This is a genomic window from Cesiribacter sp. SM1, from assembly GCF_020178975.1.
Classification (GTDB): domain Bacteria; phylum Bacteroidota; class Bacteroidia; order Cytophagales; family Cyclobacteriaceae; genus Cesiribacter.
Genome location: NZ_JAHXBU010000091.1, coordinates 147,574 through 167,095, shown reverse-complemented (window position 1 = coordinate 167,095; position 19,522 = coordinate 147,574). Strand labels below are relative to the sequence as shown.

Genomic DNA, 19,522 nt, shown 5'->3' with positions numbered 1-19,522 from the left:
CCCTGCTTGTGTACCGGACCGTATACAAGCAGGGTGTTTATTTGATAATGCTGTAGTAGCTATTTGCCTTCGTACTATCAGCGTTTATTCCTGTAGCGGATTGGTCCGGGTGTGTTCCCTGCGCATCTTTTCCTGCGTGGCCTGCATTTCTTCCATGTTCTGCCTCAGCACCTCTTCGCTTTCCCTTAGCTCCTGTGCCATACGCTGGGCCTGTTCCAGTAACTGCCGGGTGTGGTGCTGCATTTTTGCCGTTGCCAGTGTTGTGGCAAGGCCTTTACAAACCTGTTGCACCAGCTCCTGTTGCAAAGGGCTAAACTCACTAAGCGAAGCCAGCTCAAGCACCCCTTCTACGGCATCATCGTTAAGCACCGGTACCACCAGGATTGACCTGGGTTTGGAAGCTCCAAGCCCGCTCCTCACTTTGCTGTAATCTTCGGGTATGTCGTTCATAAATACAGCTTCTTTTTCCTGCCATACAGCACCTACAATGCCCTCGCCAGGTAAAAAGCTGGCATGCTGATACCGCTTTTTGTCAAGGGCATAACAGCTGCTTAAGCGCATACAGCTTTCAGATGCCTGTTCGTGCTTCACAAAAACGGCTCCCTGCACGGCTCCTACATATTTTACCAGCTCCCGCAGAAAACAGTCTGTAAGATGTTCAACCTCACCCTGTTTTTCCATGAGTATACGCTCAAAGCGGTTCACGCCCTGGCCAAGCCAAAGGCGCTCCTGTTCCCGGGCAGAGGAGGCCTCCAGGGCTTTGTTCTTTTCCTGGATCTCCGCAACCTTAGTGTTTACATCATCCAGCATGCTATTAAAGCTGTTGATAAGCATTCCGATTTCGTCCTGCCTCCGGATACCCGATAGCTGATCTATGGCTTCTTCTTTTCCATTACGCACCTGCTGCATTACATTGCTGAGCATCATCAGGGGTTTCGCCATATTGCGGGCCACAGCCAGGCTAATGAGTATGCCCGAAGCAATCAGCAGAATGCAGCTGCAAATCATCACCCAGATTGCATTTCCTTCCAGCTCCTGGCTTTTGGCTCCTATGCGCAGCTGAATGTTACCGGCATTTTCTTCAATCAGCCTGGCCTGCTCCAGTAATTTTCCCTGAAGTCCGCTTTCATGGTTCAAGCCGATCTGCTCTTCCAGGCCGGCAATTTTGTTGAAGTGCGACCGGTAGACTTTTACCGCCCTGATCATGTTACTGGTATAGGCAGGATCTGTTTGTGCTAGGGGCGCCTGCTCCAGGTAAGCAATAAATTCTTCTGACCTTTTATTTACCTGCTCCCGGTATTTAAGGTCCTGCCGAATAAAAAAGTCTTTCTCGTGCCTGCGCAGCATGAGCACAAACCACTGCTCATCTTTCGATCTTGATTTTTCGATGGCATGAATGTAGGCGCGCATTTCACCCTCAAGCCCCCAGTCTTTAAAACCGCGCTGTTTGTATAAGGTTATGAGCTCCCCGAACAGCTGGTGGTATTTATGAAAATGCTGATCAAGGGCCCTGAGGTCCTGCTCCAGTCCGGCACTTTGTACCACAGGGTTAGTATTCAGGTTTTTCAGCAGTGTTGCTATTTTTTCGCGTGTTTCTGCGTAAGCATCCAGTTCAGGAATAGTGGGGTTGGTATAAAAGGCTTCGGTTTTGCGCCCCCACAACAGAAAATCCTTTTCCTGAATGCGGGTATCTGCCAGGAGCCCGGCCAGGTCGTCTACCTGTGCCTGTGTTTGCTGATGCGCAATTACCTGTTTAAGCAGTTTGTAGGAAAGTACTCCGGCAAGGGCGGCCATTCCTATAATGGCAAAAAAGGCCAGCTGGAGTCTGGCTCTGATGTTTGTTTTAAGAAAATGCATATAGAGAGAGGAGAAGTAGAATTACCAATCAACCTAAGCTAACAGATTAGCAGCTTTTGTTTTTTTACCTGTTTCAGTAGATGAATTCCTGGATTTCTTATATTTTTTCCTCTCCTTCTTTTCTTCCCTTTTCAGAAATTCTTTGGCAGTGCATACCTCTGCATAGGTGTGGTAAAGGCTGGCAAGAAATACCTGGAGCACCAGGTCTGCCTTCAGGTGGTTTCCTTCAAACAAAAAGCTGTTTGCCACACATGCATCCTGAATAAGTGTACAGGCAAAGCCTTTCTCTGTTGCAGCTCTTACGGTGGCATTAACCTGGTGATCGGCAGTGAAACCAGCTATGACCAGTTCTTTAACCCCCAGTGCCTGCAGCTCCCCGATAAGTTTTTCTTCTGCAAATGCGTTGGCACTTGCTGTATATATCACTGTTTCTTCTGCAGCAGGTGCCACAAGTTCATGGGCTTCGGCTCTTGCAGCAGTAGCAGGTTCCTCCTGCTGTGGTGCACTATATAATACGTGAAACACAGGTAGTTTCTTTTGCCTGAAATGCCAAAGCAGTTTTGCAGCTGCTTTAGCACTACGCTTGGTTCCTTTCAAAGGGTGGCTGCCACCTTTAAAATAGGTGCTCTGAATGGAAATCAGAATCAGGGCAGTACTCATAGGATTTGTTTTAGGTTGTATTTGGCTGAGCCATGAAAATTGGCCGGGTAAAGGTCTGCACTGCGGCAGATCGCAGCAAAAAAACTGCATTAAGTTTCGGTTGCCAATGTGAACCTATTGTTATCAGTGCACTGATGACAGATCTGGTAGAGTAGAGATGGACAACACAAGGGTTTTGCCTTCAGAAGCGAATGATTGATCCGTGGCAGTGTACTGGCAGCGCAGAAAATTCTGGCGACTAAATATGAGTTATGTAAGGTAGCGGCAGAACGCCGATTTGCCTGGCAATTTGTAAGCTTGTCTAAATATAAGATAAGCATCTGGTTATAAGTGTGTAACTGAACCCATGCTCACGGCAGCTTAACAAAAACATGAAGATTGTTTAAAAATAGCTATTGTTGCACCCCGAAATGGTAACCTATCCTCAAAATCCCCTTCATCATTAGCTAACAAGCCCACTCTTTCTTTGCAGCATCTAAAACAAAGTCCAGGAAAGATATGGAGCTTAAAACTTTTACAACTTCAACAAGGCATTTTTCCGCCCTTGTTCTTGCGCTCTTGCTGAGCATCTGCAGTGCCTTAGCACAAACTCATACGATTAAAGGTGTGGTAACTGATGCAGCAAACCTGCCGCTGCCCGGGGTTACCGTTCTTTTAAAAGGTACTGCCACCGGCACTGTTACCAATACCGATGGCGCCTACAGCCTGGCGGTTCCGGGGGGGCTAACGAATACCGATACACTGGTTTTTAGCTTTGTGGGCTTTGTAAAGCAGGAGGTGCCTTACACAAACAACACCACTATTAACGTAACGCTCAAAGAAGATAATGAGATTCTGGAAGAGGTAGTGGTAACTGCCCTGGGGATCAAACGCGAAGAAAAAGCACTGGGCTATGCTACCCAGACCATCAACAGCAAGCAGATCAGCGAAACCCGCCCAAACAACTTTGTAAGCGCTCTTTCAGGTAAAGTGGCCGGCCTTAACATGATCTCTGCAGGCTCGGGTCCGGTTAACTCAGTAAGGGTTTCGCTGCGGGGCGACAACTCCCTTAACCCCAATGGCAACAACGCCCTGATTGTACTGGACGGTGTGCCCATGAACAGCGGCCTTACCAGCTCTGGTGTAAGCAATGCCTATGGGGCGGGTTCGGGCAACGATGTGCCTGTAGACTTTGGTAATGGCATTGCCGACATAAACCCCGATGATATTGAAAGTATTACCGTGCTGAAAGGTGCCAGTGCAACAGCGCTGTATGGCAGCCGAGCGGCGAATGGTGCGCTTATCATTACCACCAAATCAGGCTCCAGAAAAGGCAAAGGGCTGGGCGTCTCCATTAACTCCAACATCAGCTTTAACGATGTGCTGAAGTGGCCTGATTACCAGTACGAGTACGGCCAGGGAACCGGCAGAGCCTTTAATAAGGATGGCGAACTATACTACTCCTATGGCGCTTCTGAAGATGGTGCCAGCACCGGCGGTACCAGCAGTGCATACGGGCCAAAGTTCGAGGGCCAGTACTATTACCAGTACGATCCGGCCACAGAAGGCCAGTCGGCAGAACGTGTGTTGTGGAGACCTTACGAAGATAACATCAAAGGCTTCTGGAGAACAGGTTCTACCATCAGCAACAACATTGCACTGGAGGGTGCCAATGAGCATTCTTCGGCCCGTGCCTCTCTTACCTACACCACCAATGAGTGGATTATGCCAAATACCGGCTTCGACCGCATTGCCGCCGCTCTAAGTGTTAATTCTAAAATTTCTGATCGCATCAGGATAAACTCTAAAGTAAACTATACGAATAAAAAGAGCGACAACCTGCCGGCTACCGGTTATAACAACCAGTCGATTGCCTACTTCATGATTTTCCAGAACCCCAGCATTCCCCTGGCTGCCTATGAGGGCCGCTGGAAAAAGGGGCAGGAACAAATAGACCAGCTGCACCCTTTCAGTGGCTTTATCGATAATCCTTACCTGATTGCCTACGAAATGACCAATGCTGTAAACAACCACAGCACGGTTGGTAACATTTCTGCTACCTACGAAATCTCTCCAAAGCTGGAGGTAATGGTTCGTTCCGGTATTGCCATGAGCCAGGAGCAGCGCGAGCAGCGACGCCCCTACAGCACGGCTAACTTTCAGAAGGGCTTTTTTAAGCAGCAGGATATTTCTGCCTACGAGATCAACACCGATGCACTGCTTACCTATAAAGAGAGCTTAGGCAGCAGGTTCAACCTCAGTGCCTCTGTGGGTGCCAATGCCATGAACAGCCGCTACCGCCTGGTAAACGGACAGGTGGAAGGCCTGGTGATCCCGGGTGTGTTCAAACTTTCCAACGGCATTAATAACCCTATGATGAGCACCAGCAGCATCAACAAAAGGGTAAACAGCTTGTATGCCCTGGCCTCGCTCTCTTTCGATGAGAAGATTTTTGTGGATGTAACAGGCCGTAACGACTGGTCCAGCACCCTGCCTGTGCAAAACAACTCCTTCTTTTATCCATCGGTAAGCTCAAGCTTTATTTTAAATGAGTTGTTTACCCTGCCCAGGCAGATCTCCTTTGCCAAGCTGCGCTTATCGGCAGCCCAGGTAGGTAACGATACCGATCCTTATAAAACCAGAAAGTACTACGGACAAAGTGAATTTCCGGGTTCCGGCTCTATGCCAACACTGCTGCACAATGCAGACTTTAAGCCAGAGATCACCAGCAGCTACGAAGCCGGCCTGGAGTACATCATGTTTAACCGCCGCATTGGTTTTGATGTAACCGTGTACCGTAGCTTTACCCGCAACCAGATTCTGGAGGTGCCCCTGGACCCTACCACCGGTTACAGCAGCGCAGTACTAAACGCAGGCAATGTACGCAACCAGGGTGTAGAGCTGATGCTGAACGGCAGACCCATCAACGGCAATCATTTTAAATGGAACACCACTATTACCTGGTCTAAGAACGACAACGAAGTGCTGGAGCTGGCCGAGGGCATGGATGGCAAACAGGATATCGGCTATGGCGGCAATGCCACCATCCAGGCCCGTGTAGGTGGCAGCACCGGCGATATTTACGGCTTTGGCTTTGTAAGAAGCCCCGATGGCCAGATCGTATACAACCAGGATGGCTTGCCCGAGCGGCCAGATGAGATCCAGTACATCGGCAATGCCTATGCCGACTGGAAGGGCGGCTTTATGAATGAATTCTCCTACAAGAACCTGCGCCTGAGTGTGCTGCTCGATGGACAGTATGGCGGTACCATCTACTCCCAAACACACCATAAAATGTCGGAGATGGGCAAGCTTATCCATACACTGCGTGGCCGGGAGGAAGGATTTATTATAGGCGAGGGTGTGGTGCAGAACGAAGATGGCAGCTACTCGCCCAACACAACAAAGGTACTTCCGGTAGATTATTATCGCGAATATTACCGCCGCGCCAATGTTGAGGCTAACTCTTTCGATGCATCTTTCATTAAGCTGCGTGAAGTACGCCTGGAGTATAACATACCGGCCAGTTTATTATCCAGGGTGGGCATTAGCCGGGCAAGTGTAGCGCTCTATGGCCGCGATCTGGCCATGATCACCAAGTTCCCGATTTTTGATCCGGAAACGGCAGCCCTTAACGGCTCCACCATTCTGCCAGGCGTGGAAATGGGGCAGCTGCCAACTCCCAGAACCTTTGGTGCCAACATATCACTCACTTTTTAAGCAAACGGAAATTTGTCTGCAATAAAAGCCATGAGCAGAACAGGAACTTCTGTTTTATCCTAAATTCTTTAGAACATGACAAGCCTTAATAAATTCTCTCTCTTCTTTTTCTCTCTGTGCATCTTCTGCTTTGCCTGTACAGATGAGTTTGAAGAAATCAATACAGATCCAAACCGGATCGATAAGATCAGCCCGGGTACACTGCTGAACCCAATCATTTACGAAATGGCCAGCTTTAACACCCGCCGCAGCGATGGTTTTACCTTCGATATTATGCAGGTGGCGCTGCCTTACCCCAGTGCATCGGGCGGGGTGCACCGCTACGATGTGAGCGAAAGTGCCGGCAACTCTACCTGGAACACCTACTACCGCTGGCTGGCCAACATCAAGGAAATGCGGGAGGCTGCTGTAGCGGCCGGAGATCCTAACTACGAGGCCATAGCCCTTACGCTCAATGCCTGGACTTACTCGCTGCTTACTGATTGCTTTGGCGATGTGCCAATGGAGGAAGCCAGCCGTGGCGAAGAAAAGATTTTCCAGCCGGCTTTCAACACCCAGCAGGAGGTGTACACCACCATTCTTCAGGAGCTGGAAACGGCTAATGGCTTATTTGATACTTCAAAACCCATGATCTATGGCACCGATATTCTGTATGGCAATAAAGTAGAGAACTGGCAAAAGTTCTGCAACTCCCTTAGGCTAAGGTTGTTGCTGAGGGTATCGAAAAGGGCTGAAATGAATGCCCATGCAGAGCTGGCCAGGATGATCAGCGATCCTGCAACCTACCCCGTGTTTAGCAGCAATGAGGAAGCGGCAATTCTGGAGATTACCGGCGTTGCGCCAAATGTATCGCCCTGGGGCCGCGCCATCGACTTTACCACTTTCCGTTCTGTTTCCAAGTTTTTTGTAGATAACCTCAATGCTTTCGAAGACCCACGCCTGCCACTATTTGCTACCAAGGCACGTTCTCTGGATGGTACCACCACCATTGGCTACAAGGGTATACCCAGTGGTTATGATGGCAGCGACTCGCAGTTCGATTACCTGCCCTCCAATGTAAACATTGCCCTGGTAACAGCTCCTATGGTTTCTGTGATCATGACCTATGCCGAGGTGGAGTTTATTAAGGCAGAACTGGCACAGAAAGGCGTGATTGAGGCAGATGCACAGCAGCATTATGAGCAGGGTGTAAAAGCAGCCATAGAACAATGGGGCGCTACAGTGCCTGAAACTTATTTTGAAAATGAGGCCACCGTTTATAATGGTACGCTGGAGCGCATCATGCTGCAGAAATATTATGCCCTGTACTTTAACGATTATCAGCAGTGGTTTGAGTACCGCAGAACAGGCTACCCCGTACTGCCTAAAGAAAGCGGACTGCTGAACGGTGGTGTAATGCCGGTGCGTTTCCGTTACCCCACTACAGTGCAGAGCAACAACAGCGCGAATTATCAGAAAGCCCTGGAGTCTATGGGTGCAGATAATATTAACACCAAAGTATGGTGGGAAAAAGAATAATACTGGTTGGTTGGTTAATTGATTAAAGGGGGAGGTCTTACTTCCCTCTTTTCTTCACTTTGTAAAACTCTAAGCACATGAAAAGAAAAAGTCACCTTTTTGCAGTTATGTTTACAGCTAACCTACTGTTGAGCATGACCCTCCAGGCACAGGAAATAATTGCCCACCGCGGCGCCTCTTATCTGGCACCGGAAAACACGCTTGCCTCCGTAAAGCAGGGCTACGAGCAGGGAGCCGAAGCTGTTGAGATCGATATCCACCTCTCCCAGGACAACCAGCTGATGGTAATCCACGATAAGGATACCCGCCGCACGGCAGGGGGCAAAAACCTGCTGATCAAAGATACACCTTCGGAAGAGCTGCGAAAACTGGAGGTAGGTAGCTGGAAAGACCAAAAGTACAAGGGAGAAAAAATACCCCTGCTGCAGGAAGTGCTGGCACTGGTGCCGGCAGATAAAAAGCTGGTGATCGAGATAAAGACCGGTCCTGAAGCACTGCCCCGCCTTCAGCAGGTGGTAGCGGAAAGCGGCATCCGGGACAGGCTCATTTTTATCAGCTTTAGCAAAGATGCTATAGTGCAGGCCAAACAGCAAATGCCTGAGGTACCTGCTTACTGGCTGCTGCATAACTATAAGGATTATTCACTCGAGCAGGCAACCCAAATCGCCAAAGAAAGCAAACTCAACGGGCTGGATGTGCACTACAAGCTTGTGGATAAAGGCTTTATGCAGAAAATGCAGGAGCAGGGGCTGGAGACGTATGTGTATACCGTAAACGACCCTAAAGCAGCCAAAGAGCTGGCGGTGCTGGGTGTTAAAGGCATTACCACCGACAGGCCCGGCTGGCTGCGTGAGCAGATGGATAGAAGTGCACAGCAGTAGTTTACAACAGCTGTTGCAGCAATCTTTTTAGTGAAACTATCTCATATGCCTTGTTCTTTAACCTCTTTCCTCCTTTAACATGCAAAACCGAAGATATTTTCTTAAACAGCTGGGCCTGCTGGGTGCGGGCTTAAGCACCCTGGGCCTAATGCCCGGCGATTTAACAGCGGCAGTGCCCCTGCTGCAGGAGCCTCTCAAAGCCATCCGGGTAAAAGGCCGTGTTACCGCCAGGGGCAAAGGCATATCCAATGTGGTAATGACCGACGGGCTCTCTGTTGTACAAACCGACCAGCAGGGCTACTACAGCTTTATAAGCAATAACCAGCGTTCTTATGTATATATGAGTGTGCCTTCGGGCTACAGCATTCCGGTTCAGACTAATGGCTCTGCGGCTTTTTTCAAAAAGCTCGATAGGCAGAAAAAAGAAGTAAGCCTGCCTTTTGAGCTAACACCGCTGGAAAATAAGGATGATAAGCACCATTTTCTGGTGCTGGCCGATACCCAGATACAAAACGATTACGAAGCAAACCAGCTGCTTACGGTAGCGGCGCCTGATGTGTACCAGACCATACAGTCAATAGGCGATCCCAATACCTTTGGCATAGGCTGCGGCGACCTGGTGTTCGATCAGCTGCATCTCCTGAAGGAGTATAATGAGGCTGTGTTGAAAACCGGTATACCTTTCTTCCAGGTAATTGGCAACCACGATATGGACCTGGATGTGCGCAGCGATGAGTTAACTGCCAGTACTTTTAATTCCCACTACGGTCCTACCTACTACTCCTTCAACAGGGGCGAGGTGCATTATGTGGTGCTGGATGATGTTTTTAGCCTGGGTAAAAATAAAACCTATGTAGGCTATATTACCGAAGAGCAGCTGGCATGGCTGGAGCAGGATCTTAAGTTTGTTGCCCCAGGCAGCATGGTGATTGTTTCGGTGCATATTCCGCTGATTACCGGTGCCGTAAAACGTTACCCCGACCGCAACCAGCTGGGTGGCACCGTAAGCAACCGGGAAAAGCTCTATGAGATGTTAAGCCCCTTTACGGCGCATGTAATGTCGGGGCACACCCACTTTAACGATAATACCGTGCAGGGTAAGGTGTTTGAGCACAACCACGGCACAGTATGCGGGGCCTGGTGGAGTGGCCCCATCTGTTACGATGGTACCCCCAGCGGCTATGGTGTGTACGAGGTAAATGGCTCTTCCCTGAGCTGGCGCTACAAATCAACAGGCCTGCACCAGGACTATCAGTTCAGAACTTACAACAAAGGAGCTCATCCGGAGCAGCCCGAATTCCGTTCGGTTAACGTCTGGAACTGGGATCCCGACTGGAAGGTGCACTGGTATGAAGATGGCATCCGCAAGGGAGAAATGCAGCGCATTGTGGCCCACGACCCACTGAGCGTGGAGCTGCATAGCGGGCCAGAGCTGCCAGCCCTGCGCAAGTGGGTGGAGCCGCAGCTAAGCGATCATATGTTTTTCTTTAAAACCGAAGATGCTACAAAACAGGTGGTGGTAGAAGTGACCGATCGTTTTGGGAATGTATTTTCAGAAAAGTTAAATAGCTAGATATAAACTGTGTTTGTTGGTTAGGAATACACAGAGGAGCAGTAGCGGCAGCATCAGGCAAGATGTTGCCGCTTACTCTTTTTAAGGCTGGGTTTATTCTAAAGCATTAAAAATTCATCAGTTTTCTTTTTACAGATAGGGTGCTATCGGCATGTTTTTTAGCTTTGCCTGTACGGCATAAATTAATGGCAATGGATTTTCAGCTACACCTGATCAGAAAAACCAGGGAGAATTTTTTTAAGCTCATGGATGGGCTTTCGATCGACAGCCTAAACAAGGTACCCGAGGGGTTTAACAACAACATTGTCTGGAACTTTGGTCATATCCTGGTGTCGCAGCAAATTCTTTGCTACCACCTAAGCGGTTTGAGAATGCAGCTGGATCCGGAGCTGATCAGGCGTTACAGGAAAGGCAGTAAACCGGAAGCACCAGTGGGTGAAGCAGAACTGGAGCAGCTAAAAAACTATGCTGTTTCCACTGCCGATCAGCTGGAGAAAGACCTAAAGGAAGGGGTATTTCAGAATTTTAACGAATATCTCACCAGTTATGGGCTGGTGCTTACATCTATCGGGGAGGCTGTTGCCTACAATGCACAGCATGAAAGCCTGCATCTGGGCTATGCCATGGCTTTGAAAAAACTGGTATAGTTGCTGTTGCAAGGCTCCTTACTGGTAAGCAGAATAAGCTTGTGCTAATCAAATTACTGAAACCGCTATGGAATCAGCGGCCACTGCTGTAAATTGGATTTTTGTACCTCTAATTTTCAGTATGTCGACTAATCAACGGAAACTTATTCTTTTTTCACTTTGCCTCCTCCTGCTATGGGTGGGGAGTGCTGTGCCCGGCTTTAGCCAGTCGGCTAAACCTTCGTTTTACCAGCTGAAGATCTACCACCTCAACAGTAATGAGCAGGAGGCGCGGCTCGATCAGTATCTGCAAAATGCTTACCTGCCAGCCCTGCACCGTGCAGGCATTAGCAAAGTGGGGGTTTTTAAACCTGTTGAAGATAGCGGAAACCCGCAGGCCGATACGGTGCAGCTGGTTTATGTGTTCATTCCCTTTAAAGCCCCTGAAGCTTTCTTTAAACTGGATGAAGCACTGATGAAGGACAAACAGTTTGCAGCGGCAGCCAGGGATTATACCGATGCTTCGCCACAAAATGCTCCATATATCGGTTTTGAATCGGTGCTGATGGAGGCTTTTACCGGTATGCCTGGCGTGGATGTGCCCAGGCTGAAATCACCAAAAGGAGATAGGATATATGAATTGCGCAATTACGAGGCTGCCACAGAAAAGCTGCACCTGAACAAGGTGTCGATGTTCAACAACGGCGAAATCCAGATTTTTGACCGCCTGGGCTTCAACGCTGTTTTCTATGGCCGGGTATTGGCAGGTACCTTTATGCCAAGCCTGATGTACATGACCTCTTTTGAGAATATGCAGGAGCGTGATGCCAAATGGAAAGCCTTTGGCGATGACCCGGCCTGGAAAAAGCTTAGCAGTGAGCCCCAGTATGAAGGCAACTTCAAGCGTGCAGATATTTACCTGCTACGGGCAACGGATTATTCTGATATTTAGCAGCAAGTACGGATCTGATAAAGGCTGTGCGTGTACAAGCCGGGTCTCGCCAGACCCGGTCTGGATGGACCGGATTCAAATAATCCAGCAGCAGATCTCCAGTCTGTACCAGATAGTAGATAGTTAGCAGCGCTATTAATCAGCCCCGGGTTTTAATCCGGGGTGCTGCTTGCTTCAGGGCCTTCTCTGTTTTAGTTTATTCTACCTCTTCCATACTCATATCACTGTTGCTCACAAAGGCTACTTTTTTGCTGTCGGGCGACCAGGAGGGGGTGTTGATGGTGCCCTGCCCGCCATATACATAAGCGATTACCCTGGGCTCTTCGCCTGTAGGCAATCCCTTCTGAAGTGGTATCATGCGCAGGTACACATGTTTGTAGAAGGGGTGGTCACCGGCTGCTACTTCTTCTTTCAGAAAAGAAATAAATACCAGCCACCTGCCATCAGGAGAAACGTGGGGAAACCAATCGTGAAAGTCGCTGTTGGTTACGGCCTGCTGCTCGCTGCCATCGGCTTTCATGCGCCAGATCTGCATGGTGCCGCCGCGGTTTGAGTTAAAGTAGATGTACCTGCCATCGGGGGTATATTCAGAGCCATCGTCCAGGCCTTTGGCAGTGGTTAGTCTTACCTCTTTGCCACCTGTTGCAGGCACTCTGTATATATCATACTCACCATTGCGTTCGGCGGTGTAGATCAGGTTTTTGCCATCGGGCGACCATCCGTGCAGGTAGGAGGGACCTCTTGGGGTAATTTGCTTTGGTGTGCCACCACTTACAGGTACGGTGTAGATAATAGAACCACCAAGTTCCTCTACGCCACTGCTTAGGCCCAGCATCTTTCCATTGAAGGAAAGCACATGGTCGTTGTTGTTGTTTTTAACCTCACCGGTGTTGAGCAGTTCTGGGGTGCGGGTGGCCAGGTCAAAGGAGTACATCAGGCCATCGCTGTTGTAAATAAGAGTTTTACCATCTGGGGTCCAGTTGGGTGCCTGAATTGAATTGGGTGCGCTGTATATAATTTCACGATCACCGCTAAAAACATCCAGTACTTCCAGGTTGCTGCCGAGGTAGTCGCGGTATTGCACCAGGCTATCGGGGGCGGGTATGGATATGCGCACATCCTTGAAAATACCCCGCTCCATTACCTCAGGGTTGTGTGCGTTTACAAACAGGCCTACATACACCTCATCTCCCAGGTCCAGCTTGGAGACTTGTTTAGTTACAAAGGGTTCGCCAAATTTAGCCACGCGCATGGTGTAGGTATTGCCTTTGCGCTCCAGCTGAATTACGTCTGTACCGGTAACCGCAGCCCGTTGCTCGCTGGTTTCGGCACCAGCTGTTTCGCGAAACTGGAGAGAGGTAAGGCCATCGCCATGCACTACTGCATTTACATGTGGTGAATTACCCTCCAGGTTTTTGCGCACCATCCAGCCTACCTTGCGGTGCGGGTCAACGCCTTCTCCCACAAAGCTGGCACGGGTATAGAGAATAAAATCACCCTTCATGCGCTTCCAGAGATAGTGGAATTCGTCGTGGTCGAACCAGATATTATAGCCGGAGCCTGCTATTTCGTACTGCTGGTTCTGTGGGTTATAGGTAGCAGTACCAGGCTTTTGTACATTGCCAATGTCGGTACTGCCTTCAAAAATGCCAATTGGCTTCTGTTGTGCCATTACAGTAAAACAGAATGATGTAAAAAGAATTATGCCCGGCAGCAGTTTGAGTAGGTTGGTAGGTTTCATAAAAATTATTTTCCTGAAAATTGCTTGGTTATAGAAGCTATTTGTGGGTCTTAAGTTCAGATTGATCGTAGAGTTACACCTGTTATCCCATCAGACCGGCTCTACTTTTTCTTTAATGTATTAAATGATTTTTAGAATTCTCTTGTGCCAACATTAATTAACAGCAGCTTAGCAGAGAAATGTGGCAGGCAACATGGAATAACTTATGCATTGCTGAGCCGGGCTTTAATATGCTGATAAAGCTGCTGATGGGCTTTGTGCTTATATTAATGATAAGCTATATTATTTCAGTTATATTTTTATTAGTTTTGCTACGATGACCTGCCAAGGGCAGCCAGTGCCTGAGGTTGCCGTATGAATCTCAAAAACAAACCTCTTAGTACAAGCGGGAGGCTGGATGGCCGGCCTCTGTTTACCAGTTTAGACTACTGGTATCATGCTATGGCTGTACCTGTATTCTTACCCATTACTAACTACATCTACATTGGCGAGCGGTACTTTAACAGCCTAAAGGTTTTTCTGCTGGGATCACTGCTTTCTGTTCTTATTTATGCTTTAGCTGTTGCAGGCCTTAAGCTGGTGATTAACCACATTATTGCGCTGTACCCGGAGGTGCAGCATACCAAACAAAGAATGCTGGTGATGCTGATTGTTGTAAGCATTCTCTCCATTTTTATTGTTACGGCTGCCACTTACATTTATGGGCTGTTCCCGCTTTTCGGTACAAAAGCCGATTTGGCTACAATAGGTGCTATGGTGGTGGTAGCAATTACTTTTGATGTTATTTTTTGCACAGTGCTGGGAGTATCCTATCTCTATAAACAGTGGCAGAATAACCAGCAGGAGCAGGAGCAGTTAAAAAAGCAAAGTCTGCAGTTACAGTTCAATACGCTTAAAGACCAGGTAAACCCGGGCTTTCTGTTTGGTTCTCTTGAATCGCTCACTACCCTCATAGGCAAAAACACCCCGGAGGCAGAAAAATTTGTAGACGAGCTGGCTAAGGTGTACCGCTATGTGTTACGGGCTAACAAAGAAAAGCTTTCCAGCCTGGAGGCCGAACTAAACTTTCTTGACTCATACCTCTACCTGCTTTCAAATCGCTACGAGCATGCAATCTTAGTAGAGGTAAACGGATTGCAGGGGCAGCAGCAAAAGTGTTTGCCTTCGCTAAGCCTGCAACGCCTGCTGGATTTTACTCTGCAGCTTGCTGAAATAAGCATGGAAAGACCACTGACCATTTCCATTCAGCTTAAAGATGCTGAAAGATTGGTGTATGGGGCAAAGTTCAGTCCGCTTCCAGGGCTACAGCCTGCAGACTCCAGGGATTTGAGTTGTTTGCAAAAGGGCTATGAGCTGTTTGGCAATGCTCCTGTAGTAAAACTGGAGCATGGAGGTAATTTATTGGCAGAACTGCCTTTGCTCTCGCAACAAGCTTCTCTTACTGTCCATTTATGAGTTCCTACCGTAGCCGCCTGCCTCAAATTCGGTTTAGTGCACACAGCAAATGGGTGTATGGATTGCTGTTTCCGTGGTTTATACCGCTTACTGGCTATTTTCTGTTTGGCATGCGCTACATCAGTGAGCTGCCTGTTTTTCTAATTGTTACGAGCATTAACCTAAGCATTGCTACCCTTTGCTTTTTTGCAATGGATGTAGTGGTACTGGGCATCACCAGCAAATATCCGAAGCTGGGGCAAACCCTGCCAAGGGTGTTATGGATGTCGGCTGCCTTTGTAGTTATTACCACACTGGTGATCCTGGCTGGTTTCTGGCTGTACACCCACTTCAGTATTCTGAACTACACCCTTAAGCTGCAAACGGTTAAGCACATTCTGCTGCTTAACCTGCTCGGTAACCTGGTATCAGTGGGGGTGTATGAAGGGGTGTATTCCATCACAGAATGGAAAGCCGGTATGCAGGAGCGGGAGGCCCTGCAGAAGATTAACCTGCAAAACCAGTTCGAAAGTTTGCGAAGCCAGGTAGATCCACACTTTCTTTTCAACAGTTTAAATTCCCTTTCTTCGCTGATCATAACCGATGCAGCCCGGGCAGAGCAATATGTGCAGGAACTCTCCAGCGTATACCGCTACCTGTTGGAAAATAACAAGCAGGACATCACCAGGCTTAAGGCAGAGCTGGACTTTGCAGCATCGTATTTTCATCTTTTAAAAATCAGGTTTGGGCAGGCCATCAGTCTTGAAATTGCCGTTGCCGATGAACTGCTAAACATGCAGCTGCCACCGCTTAGCCTGCAGTTGCTGCTGGAGAATGCTGTTAAACATAACGTTGCCCGTGTTAGCAGGCCCCTGCAGATTGAGATTAAATCGACTCCGGATGGAAGGCTGATGGTGCGCAATAATCTGCAGCCTAAAACCACACAGCAGGTATCGCACCAGGTGGGCCTTTCCAATATTGCTGCAAAATACAGGCTGTTAGGGCAGAGAGAAATTGAGCTGGATGATAGCGGGGGATTTTATACCGTAACAATCCCGCTGATCAGCCAGGTAAATACCCGGCAATTAGATACGACTCAGTAAATATTTTCTACGGCTGAGGCACCAATTCAGAGCAGTGAGCAGGGCAGGTGTTTTACAGGCCATTCTGTTCTGTTTACTTTGTGATATACTTTATGAGGGAAAAATAAAGACGTGAAACTGGCAAAAAGCTACCGCATCAGAATAACAGGTATATTAATCATTACCCTGATGCGGCTTGCGTTAATGATCAGCGATGAAATAGAATCGCCGGATTCACTTAGCTTTATCAGCTTTCTGGAAAATGCTGGTGTTTCCCTGGTATTGTCGGCCTTAATCTGGGAGATCACACGCTGGGCGGTGGTTGCTTTTAACAGGCGTTACCCCTTAAAACAGTTGTCTGCCAAACGGTTTGGCAAAGAAGCCCTGCTGGTATTGGGTGTAAATGCCGTTGGCTATGCATTAACAATAGCATGGTACTTCTTTTTTACCGCTGTACCACCGCCTACGCACAAGATTTTCTTATTGTTCGGGCTGCTGGACCGCTTTATTTACGGAGGCCTGATTGCGGCACTGTATGAGCTGCTCATTTTTATGGAAGCCTGGAAAAAGGCTACCCAGGAGGCCGAGGAGCTAAAGCAGCTAAACCTGATGTCGCAGCTGGATTCGCTTAAAAGCCAGGTGAAGCCCCACTTTATGTTCAATAACTTTAACACGCTCACCGGGCTGGTAGAAAAGGATAAAGGGCTGGCAGTTAAGTTTATCGCAGAACTATCCAAAGTGTACCGCTACCTGCTCCAGAGCAACGAAAAGGAACTGGTGCCGCTGGCACAGGAGCTGCAGTTTACCCGCTCTTATTTTTTTCTGATCCAGACCAGGTTTAGAGAGGGCGTAGACCTGAAAGTGAGGGTGGAGGAGAGGTTCCTTAACCACCTGATTGCACCACTTACCCTGCAGGTTCTGGTAGAGCACGCCATACAGCAAAACCAGGTGGGTGCCCGCAATCCGTTGCTCATCGATATAAAAGTTGAAGATGATACATGGCTGGTCGTGATCAATAACCTGCAGCCCAAGCGGGGAGAGCCAGGTGTAGATGCAAATAGTCTGCAGCATATCATTAACAAATATAAGCTGCTCAATCAGCCGGAAGTGTTCATTAGCCATGGCGGGGGCTGCTTTACAGTAAAGATTCCATTAATTTTATCAGCACAGGTACATGAGACTTTACATTATTGAAGATGAAGTAGTGGCGGCTGAACGCATGCAGGAGCTGGTTCGGCAAACCAGTCCCGATGCAGAGATTATTGGCCTGGCAGACAGCATTGAAGACAGCGTTCAGTATTTGCAGAACAATCCAATGCCCGACCTGATCCTGATGGATATAGAGCTTGTGGACGGGCAGAGCTTTGAAATTTTTAAGGAAGTGGAGGTAAGCTGCCCGGTAATTTTTACCACAGCCTACGATGAGTTTGCCCTGCAGGCGTTTAAGGTGCACAGCATCGATTACCTGCTGAAACCCATTCAGCGTGAAGAGCTGCAAAAGAGCATTGATAAATTCAGGCAGCTGCAGAAGGTGTATGGTGGCGGAAACCGGCCTGATTATAGTGAGCTGGTGCAGGAATTGAGGCGCTCCACAGCACCGGTAAACAATACCTGGCGGGAGCATTTTCTTGTGAAGCAGGGGCAGCGCCTGCTCTCCATCAGTATCGACGAAATTGCCTATTTCTACAGCGAAGACAGGGTTACTTTTCTGAAAACCCATGATAACCGCTTTTTTCCCCTTGACTATACCCTGGAGGAGGTAGAACAGCAGGTTGATCCCAGGCAGTTTTTCAGGGCCAGCCGGCAATTTATAGTAGACAGGCAGGCCATTGGCAATATCTACATACATTTTAACGGCAAATATAAGCTAACACTGAAACCAGCCACCTCAGAGGAGATATTTGTAAGCCGCGATCGTGGAGCGGAGTTCAAAAAATGGCTGGGCGCCTAAGCCCGGGCGGCTCCTTTTTTTACGGTAACTTTTGCCACCTACACGCTACACTTTGCCATTGCCCGGAGTGTGCTGGCCATTGTGGTAATAACTTGAAACGTTCCACAGCTGTCTGCTCCTGAGGCTGGCAGCAGGCATATTCATTCAACTCCCGGTTACTGCTTCTTTTCTTTCCTGATCAATCTCATTTTTTTCCAATCTTAATTTATACAGTTATGAACAACAAAATGTTGGGCACGCTAGCCCTTGTGGGTGCTCCATGGCTATTAATTGGCACAGTAGTAGAAGATCAGTTCCCCGCCCTGGAACTTAAAGACTCCTGGTGGTCGGGGGTGTGGGGTATCATGTACATTAGTGGCTGGATGTTCAGCATGCTTGGCCTGCAGCGTATAAAGGCAACCGGGAACAGCCTGTTTGGTAAAGTGATACTTAGGGTAGTATTAGCCTCCTTAACCCTTGCCAATGTTTCCAATGTAATGCGCTTCTTTTTAGTACCTGAATATCCCGGCTACTTTTACTTCTTCGATTTCTGCTGGCCCATCAGCAACATTCTGATGCTGGTGGTTGGCACTATGGTGATAGTATCCAAAGGGCTGCCGGGCTGGAAGCGCTATGTGCCGCTGGTGGTTGGTTTATGGTTACCCATTGTTGTTTCCATTTCGGAGCTGCTGAACTTCGGCATGGGACCTGTAACCTTCAATGTCTACATCTTCTACTCTGCTATTGCCTGGTCTGTGCTTGCCCTTATTGTAATGACAACAGCAGTGCAGCCGGCAAGCCCTGTTTACAGGGGAAGCCAAGATCTGGAATCCTCGGCTTCCTCTGCAAAAGTATCCAAACCACTCTCTGTTTAATTTTTTGAATCTTAAATCATTTTTTTCAATAACGGCAATCATGAAAAAGTACCTTTTTAGCCTTCTGGCAATCATGATGCTGGCAACAGCCTGTGAAACGGAAGATGTGGCTCCGGCAATTGATGGAGGCCATGTGCCAGGCGAAGTAGTAGGTAAGTGGATGTGGGGGTCATTCTCCTACAGTAACTTCTGGAGCTATGACGGTCAGTATGCAGGTAAGCCCTGGGAACAGGCACTGGTGCTGGTTTTTAAAGCAAATGGCGAGTTTGAGGAGTACGTTATAAATGCTACCACCTCCTACAACTGCAAGACTGAAGCCTTTACATTTTTAAAAGGAGCGGTAGATTTTAATGAGGCCGAGGGTACCTTTACCCTGACACCTACCGAAGGAAATTACCGTGGCTTTTACAGCTGCACACCCGGGAGTAACTTTAACAGAGCAGCTACTGCCCAGGAGCTACAGGAGCTTACTAAAAGCTACTACTACACCAAAATGGTTAAAGAGGGTAAAACCTACTTTGTTATGAGTTCAGTGCAAAGCAACCTGGAAACGGGCATTCACATGGAGCAAACGAGCTGGTAGTAAGCGGGTATCACAATCTGCCATCTTTTTTAAATGCCTGCTTATTTTATAATAACTTAAGCCTCTTCTGAGGCACAAAGCCCTCTAATCAGTATTAGAAGGCTTTGGCTT

Annotated in this window: 15 protein-coding genes; 12 read left to right on the top strand and 3 right to left on the bottom strand. The window is 48.3% G+C overall.

Annotation, left to right across the window (positions count from 1 at the left end; all coding sequences use genetic code 11):
• Positions 1 to 84: 84 nt before the first annotated feature.
• The gene (locus tag KWJ01_RS18655) at positions 85 to 1,857 is read right to left on the bottom strand and encodes a GAF domain-containing protein (protein ID WP_224998518.1); all 1,773 of its coding nucleotides are present in this window, start codon (positions 1,855 to 1,857) and stop codon (positions 85 to 87) included.
• Between the two features lie 33 nt (positions 1,858 to 1,890).
• Positions 1,891 to 2,517 carry an isochorismatase family protein gene (locus KWJ01_RS18650; protein ID WP_224998516.1) on the bottom strand — a complete coding sequence of 209 codons (627 nt, stop codon included), beginning with the start codon at positions 2,515 to 2,517 and terminating at the stop codon, positions 1,891 to 1,893.
• A 606-nt stretch (positions 2,518 to 3,123) separates the two neighbouring features.
• Here KWJ01_RS18650 and KWJ01_RS18645 point away from each other — a divergent pair.
• The 6 genes from KWJ01_RS18645 (at position 3,124) to KWJ01_RS18620 (ending at position 11,766) form a co-directional block, all read left to right on the top strand.
• On the top strand, positions 3,124 to 6,216 hold the full coding sequence (locus KWJ01_RS18645) for a SusC/RagA family TonB-linked outer membrane protein (protein WP_370634733.1): 3,093 nt from the start codon (positions 3,124 to 3,126) through the stop codon (positions 6,214 to 6,216).
• 75 nt (positions 6,217 to 6,291) lie between these two features.
• Positions 6,292 to 7,734 (top strand): SusD/RagB family nutrient-binding outer membrane lipoprotein, encoded by a 1,443-nt coding sequence (locus tag KWJ01_RS18640; protein ID WP_224998512.1) that lies wholly within the window; start codon positions 6,292 to 6,294, stop codon positions 7,732 to 7,734.
• A 77-nt stretch (positions 7,735 to 7,811) separates the two neighbouring features.
• Complete coding sequence (locus tag KWJ01_RS18635) at positions 7,812 to 8,615, top strand: glycerophosphodiester phosphodiesterase (protein ID WP_224998510.1); 804 nt, start codon at positions 7,812 to 7,814, stop codon at positions 8,613 to 8,615.
• A gap of 79 nt (positions 8,616 to 8,694) precedes the next feature.
• Positions 8,695 to 10,188, top strand: a complete 1,494-nt coding sequence (locus tag KWJ01_RS18630; RefSeq protein WP_224998509.1) for a calcineurin-like phosphoesterase family protein — start codon at positions 8,695 to 8,697, stop codon at positions 10,186 to 10,188.
• A gap of 191 nt (positions 10,189 to 10,379) precedes the next feature.
• Positions 10,380 to 10,835 carry a DinB family protein gene (locus KWJ01_RS18625; RefSeq protein WP_224998507.1) on the top strand — a complete coding sequence of 152 codons (456 nt, stop codon included), beginning with the start codon at positions 10,380 to 10,382 and terminating at the stop codon, positions 10,833 to 10,835.
• Between the two features lie 121 nt (positions 10,836 to 10,956).
• A complete protein-coding gene (locus KWJ01_RS18620) occupies positions 10,957 to 11,766 on the top strand; it encodes an NIPSNAP family protein (protein WP_224998505.1) in 810 nt (269 codons plus the stop codon).
• 196 nt (positions 11,767 to 11,962) lie between these two features.
• On the opposite strand, the gene KWJ01_RS18615 is transcribed toward KWJ01_RS18620, so the two are convergent.
• Entirely contained in the window at positions 11,963 to 13,507 is a 1,545-nt protein-coding gene (locus KWJ01_RS18615) for a biopolymer transporter TolR (RefSeq protein WP_224998503.1), read from the bottom strand.
• A 441-nt stretch (positions 13,508 to 13,948) separates the two neighbouring features.
• Between KWJ01_RS18615 and KWJ01_RS18610 the strand changes: the two genes are divergently transcribed.
• The 6 genes from KWJ01_RS18610 (at position 13,949) to KWJ01_RS18585 (ending at position 19,411) form a co-directional block, all read left to right on the top strand.
• A complete protein-coding gene (locus KWJ01_RS18610; protein ID WP_224998501.1) occupies positions 13,949 to 14,962 on the top strand; it encodes a histidine kinase in 1,014 nt (337 codons plus the stop codon).
• The gene (locus KWJ01_RS18605) at positions 14,959 to 16,044 is read left to right on the top strand and encodes a sensor histidine kinase (protein WP_224998499.1); all 1,086 of its coding nucleotides are present in this window, start codon (positions 14,959 to 14,961) and stop codon (positions 16,042 to 16,044) included. The genes KWJ01_RS18610 and KWJ01_RS18605 overlap by 4 nt, the downstream gene beginning before the upstream one ends.
• A gap of 111 nt (positions 16,045 to 16,155) precedes the next feature.
• Positions 16,156 to 17,217 (top strand): sensor histidine kinase, encoded by a 1,062-nt coding sequence (locus tag KWJ01_RS18600; RefSeq protein WP_224998498.1) that lies wholly within the window; start codon positions 16,156 to 16,158, stop codon positions 17,215 to 17,217.
• Positions 17,198 to 17,974, top strand: coding sequence for a LytTR family DNA-binding domain-containing protein (locus KWJ01_RS18595; RefSeq protein WP_224998497.1), 777 nt, complete (start codon positions 17,198 to 17,200; stop codon positions 17,972 to 17,974). Before KWJ01_RS18600 ends, KWJ01_RS18595 begins: the two co-directional genes overlap by 20 nt.
• Before the next feature lie 215 nt (positions 17,975 to 18,189).
• A complete protein-coding gene (locus tag KWJ01_RS18590) occupies positions 18,190 to 18,828 on the top strand; it encodes a hypothetical protein (RefSeq protein WP_224998496.1) in 639 nt (212 codons plus the stop codon).
• 40 nt (positions 18,829 to 18,868) lie between these two features.
• Positions 18,869 to 19,411 carry a hypothetical protein gene (locus KWJ01_RS18585; RefSeq protein WP_224998495.1) on the top strand — a complete coding sequence of 181 codons (543 nt, stop codon included), beginning with the start codon at positions 18,869 to 18,871 and terminating at the stop codon, positions 19,409 to 19,411.
• The last annotated feature ends 111 nt before the right edge of the window (positions 19,412 to 19,522 follow it).

What these genes read in the sequence shown, in the direction of transcription:
- KWJ01_RS18655 (WP_224998518.1), bottom strand. Translation starts at nt 1,857, where the DNA reads ATGCATTTTCTTAAAACAAACATCAGAGCCAGACTCCAGCTGGCCTTT.
- KWJ01_RS18650 (WP_224998516.1), bottom strand. Translation starts at nt 2,517, where the DNA reads ATGAGTACTGCCCTGATTCTGATTTCCATTCAGAGCACCTATTTTAAA.
- KWJ01_RS18640 (WP_224998512.1), top strand. Translation starts at nt 6,292, where the DNA reads ATGACAAGCCTTAATAAATTCTCTCTCTTCTTTTTCTCTCTGTGCATC.
- KWJ01_RS18635 (WP_224998510.1), top strand. Translation starts at nt 7,812, where the DNA reads ATGAAAAGAAAAAGTCACCTTTTTGCAGTTATGTTTACAGCTAACCTA.
- KWJ01_RS18630 (WP_224998509.1), top strand. Translation starts at nt 8,695, where the DNA reads ATGCAAAACCGAAGATATTTTCTTAAACAGCTGGGCCTGCTGGGTGCG.
- KWJ01_RS18625 (WP_224998507.1), top strand. Translation starts at nt 10,380, where the DNA reads ATGGATTTTCAGCTACACCTGATCAGAAAAACCAGGGAGAATTTTTTT.
- KWJ01_RS18620 (WP_224998505.1), top strand. Translation starts at nt 10,957, where the DNA reads ATGTCGACTAATCAACGGAAACTTATTCTTTTTTCACTTTGCCTCCTC.
- KWJ01_RS18615 (WP_224998503.1), bottom strand. Translation starts at nt 13,507, where the DNA reads ATGAAACCTACCAACCTACTCAAACTGCTGCCGGGCATAATTCTTTTT.
- KWJ01_RS18610 (WP_224998501.1), top strand. Translation starts at nt 13,949, where the DNA reads ATGGCTGTACCTGTATTCTTACCCATTACTAACTACATCTACATTGGC.
- KWJ01_RS18605 (WP_224998499.1), top strand. Translation starts at nt 14,959, where the DNA reads ATGAGTTCCTACCGTAGCCGCCTGCCTCAAATTCGGTTTAGTGCACAC.
- KWJ01_RS18595 (WP_224998497.1), top strand. Translation starts at nt 17,198, where the DNA reads ATGAGACTTTACATTATTGAAGATGAAGTAGTGGCGGCTGAACGCATG.
- KWJ01_RS18590 (WP_224998496.1), top strand. Translation starts at nt 18,190, where the DNA reads ATGAACAACAAAATGTTGGGCACGCTAGCCCTTGTGGGTGCTCCATGG.
- KWJ01_RS18585 (WP_224998495.1), top strand. Translation starts at nt 18,869, where the DNA reads ATGAAAAAGTACCTTTTTAGCCTTCTGGCAATCATGATGCTGGCAACA.